1 protein-coding gene is annotated in these 4,125 nt (G+C 62.7%); it reads right to left on the bottom strand.

Going from position 1 to position 4,125, the window contains the following annotated elements:
- Positions 1–118: 118 nt before the first annotated feature.
- Entirely contained in the window at positions 119–3,844 is a 3,726-nt protein-coding gene (locus tag ACOADB_RS02155; protein ID WP_378596266.1) for a hypothetical protein, read from the bottom strand.
- Positions 3,845–4,125 lie beyond the last annotated feature (281 nt).

Below are 4,125 nucleotides of genomic sequence, written 5' to 3'. Positions count from 1 at the left end.
GACTCGACTTTGAGAGTGATTCGCGGCCCGTAGGCAGAGTCGCGCCACACCTCACGACGGGCAAGGACACTCAAGCATTCGACAGTCCGATCCCGGACACCCGGGCTCCACGCCATCATTAGAAGAACCTTCCGACGTTCTCGGCTTCCGAACGCGCTTCGAGCATGCTTACGAGAAGCTCCGCAACACGATGGTCAGGCGTGATCTTGGGATCGCGAGCGAGACGGTTCGCGCCGTCAAGTAGGAGCCGCTCAAGAGTATCGGAGATCTCCTGGGCGGCTTCGAATGCAGAATGCGCGTGCACGAACGCTCCAGCGAGCGCGTCCAGGTGCTGATCGCTCTCCGCGTGGTTGTCGCCGACCTTGTTGATGGCTTTCTCCAGGGCGTGCGCCGCTTGTTCGACCTCAGGGCTGAGTGTTGCGTGTCCACCTCGGAGATCGTGGTCAGCGGCTGACCATCGTCCGTCGACGATGTTGCCTTCATCGGAGTCCGGAGGCGGGATCTCCGGCGCGGTGTCCCCAAGCGCCTTGCGGCGGGACGCGAGCCGCTCGTCAGCGATCCGGTCAGGGTCGAGGCAGCCGACCAGAACCTCTTGGGCTTGTTCGCCTCGCTCGTAGCGTTCCAGTAGGGCGATCGCATTGCTGACCGCTGCTTCCAGTTCCCCATGGGGAATGGAGCGCTCCTGCGCGGCAGCCTTCAGGAGAGTTGCCGCTTGCGAGTGGGTGCTCGGGTGCGCGAGTAGCGACCCGGATGAGAACGCTGGCTGTAGGACACCGAACAACGCACATGGGTCTGATGCTTCGTTCATCAAGGCCGCCCAAGCCCATCCCACATGGAGTCTGTCGACGAGAACATCGAGTGTTGTCGACGCCGCGTTCTTGCTCGCGGTGAGCAGGCGGTCTGCGACGGCTTTGAGGTACTCCTGCTCATCGTCGTGCCAGTAGTTACTCAGGCCCATCATGTAGCTGTGCTCGATCCAACCTGTGACGTTCGGGCTAGTCACCGGCCACTCGGGGGCATCGTCGCGTTGGCGTGCCGACATCTCGAGTTGTGTCGGTTCGATGTGATCGATGACGTCGCACGCAATCTCAGCTGCAACCTTCACATCGGACGCCGCCAGAGTGGGGAAGGCCTGGCCAAGTTGGTAGACGGCAAACTTGGCCTGCTGCTGCCGCGACTCTCTCAAGGGCAACACTGAGCTGCCTCCCAAAGTGACGTCTTCGTCGCGGGTCTCCACAAAGGTCACCGAGGTGACCGACAGCCGGCGCGCAAGTTCGGGGTCGGTCTCAATCGCCTTCGAAGCGATGTCTGGGAACCACGCCGTAACCGTGCCACCCCACTGAGCCAGCGCCGTTTGGTCGTCCAAGAGTCGGGTGATCGCTTCGCGTACCTCTGCGCTTCTCGCTACGAGGTACTGAACCTGATGGATCAGCGCGCCGGCCAGCTGCTCCCTACCTGGCGGATCTGTTCTAAGGGAGTCGAGCAGGTTTGCAACCGCAAGCGCACGATCGTGGAAACCGTCGTTGCCTTGGATAGATCCGATCGGGATCCGACCTTGCAGGCCACGGATCATGTCGGTGGCCAGCGCCGCGTTCGCGAAACTAGCGGTCGACTGCTCAGACAGCGCGCGAGCCAAGCGCGACAGGGGCGCAACGACGGCTTCTGCATTCGGGACTACAGTGATTGCCCGCACCGCCGATGCGACCTGTCCTGCTAGGTACTGATGGCCGGTCATGGTGCCGTCGACAACCAATTGCGCTTGAGTCGCAAGGGCAAGCAAGTCATCTGCCTCAGCTGCCAAGTTTGCCACCCTTGACGCGATGGCCAGCGACGCCAGCACGTGATCGCTGCCGGCGACTGCGATGGCGGTCGGCCAAAACTGGCCATCTGGCCGTCTTTGCCATAGGAGGTCAACGAGCAAATCGAAACTCGGCCGCACGACAAGTGGGAGGGTCGGATCGGCATCGAGCCTTCGCACCAGGCCATTGGCGGGGTCGTGGACGTCGAGGAGCACGTATATCGCTGCCGCGTAGTCGAACAGGATGTTGTGAGCGAACGCGACAGCTCGACTGTGGCCCGGGATTGGGCCCTCGATTGCGGCTAGAACACCCCGGCTCAACAAGTCGTCGAGAGCGACCGCGTCGACGCCCTGGATCGTGGGCTCAGACTTCGCTGCTTGGAGGCGGCGGGAGTCGACCATTCTCTTCACGACGCGCTCAAGCAGTGCCTCCCGCGCTTGGGCCGCTTCATCCAAGATGCGCCAACCCCAGTAGCGGCCCAATAGGTCGACTCGGGTCCGAACCGACAGGAGTTCGTTGTGCTGGCTCGCGGTCAGGGAGTCTCCAAGGTCGGCGGCGAGGCGCAGGTTGAACGCGTTGCGCAGGAGTGCCCGTAGGTCAGGTGGTGCCTCAGCGAGAAGACTTGCCAACGGCATTGGCTCGACGATCTCGCGGTCCAGATCCTCGTCGCTGAGGTCGCCAACGCGTAGATGTCGGACCAACGCCAGTAGGGGATCAACTTCGCTCTCCACTGACGACACGGGCCGGCCGGCGAAGGCCCCTTGCAGAGGGCGGCTGTTGCGCGTATCGAACGTGCGGGCGGAAGCAATCACCTGCCAACGCGTCCCGGCTAGTCCAGCGACCATGTTGGCAAGCGCTTCTCGATCGCTCGAGCCGCGAAGTGCGTCGACGCCGTCAATGGCCAGTAGTGCAGGCGGGCCCGACCAACCGAGCAGGGCCTCCAGGAGTGGCGTACCCGGGTCAAGACGGTTCGCGCCTGCAACGTCTTCTGCCAGAAGAACGACCACCTCTTCAATGTCGCGACGCGACGTCGCGAAGTCTTGAAGAACGGCTGACTTCCCCGAACCGGCGTCGCCGACGATCAGGATCGGATCGCGTGATTCCAGATCCTTGAGCGTCTTCGCGGCAGTGCGGGAAATGAACAACCCGCCAGCGACGGGCAGCAAGGCTTCGGACTGCAACTTGGCCAAGTTGGCTGACGACCTGTCGCGAATTGTGTCGATGGCCTTCGAGTACCTGGCGCCAACGGCCGTCGTGATCTGCTTGTGAGCCAAAGCCAAGATCAGGGCCGGCCGGTCTCTCCACTGGCGCTGCTCGGATGCATCCTGAGCGGCTTCGACCAGCGTCTGCAAGGCCAATTCTGCCTGATTCGGGTTCTCCAGGCGTCGGTGAAGCACGCTGATCGCTGCTTGCACATCGGCGCCGCCCTTGCCGACGTCCAGGGTCAGGATGTGAAGGCACTTGAGGAACTTGCGGAGGTCCTCGTCAGTCGGTGCGGTGCCACCGTTCTCGATGGCCCAAAGGCGCCGAATGTGGGTGAGCGCGACGCTCAAAGCGGTGGTTTGCGGTTTCGTCAGCTCGCGGTTGAGTGCTGATCCCGCCGGGTGGGATGCGATGAGACGCACCGCCTCAGCGAGGTTGGTCCTCACCGTTGCAGGTGCCTTGGTGTCAGTGCAGAGAACGATTGCGTCTCGACCGCCGTCGAACTGGCGTGAACCGCTCGGCTCGGTCACGGTGCCGGACAAGAACTGGCTCACGGCTTGATGCAATCCCTTTGCCAGCGGCGAATCGATGTCATCACTCAGTTGCAGCTTGATCTTCGCCTGGATGAACACGCCGTTTCCAAGGTCGGTCAGGACTTCTACGTCGTCGACCCCTGAACCGGTTTGAGCGCCGACAGCGATCGGCACCCCAGCGGCAATGGAGTAAGTCAACGGCACTTCAGCGACCACGCAGCTCGCTGCCCAGGCGAACACCAGGTTCTGGAATCCGACTCCGGCGGCACCGCCGGCACCGCCAGACGAGGCATTGGACGGCCCTGCCATTAGGGGATCTCCTGGTCTCGGCGGATCGCGGCAGGCTGGGGCGGCGCAGAATCAGTCACGTCGCGTATCTCCTCTGCTTGTTGTCACGGACATACTTTCATCGCCCGTCGACGCGTTCAGACCGAGTTCTGCCGTTCTGGCCATCCGTGAGGAAATCGGGTTTGGCGATCAAGTCAGAGAAGGGTTCACTCGCATAGCGACCCCGATGGCGAAGTCGCCGACAAGAACCGACCAAAGGTCAGGCGCCATCGCCACCTGCGTCATTCTGGGCGCTGTGACGC

It is taken from the genome of Nocardioides sp. CPCC 206348, assembly GCF_048654705.1.
Classification (GTDB): domain Bacteria; phylum Actinomycetota; class Actinomycetes; order Propionibacteriales; family Nocardioidaceae; genus Nocardioides.
The sequence above is the reverse complement of the archived record's forward strand: the minus strand, read 5'-3'. Positions and strand labels throughout refer to the sequence as shown.

Excerpts from the sequence above, each read along its gene's own strand:
- ACOADB_RS02155 (WP_378596266.1), bottom strand. The coding sequence starts at position 3,844 with ATGGCAGGGCCGTCCAATGCCTCGTCTGGCGGTGCCGGCGGTGCCGCC.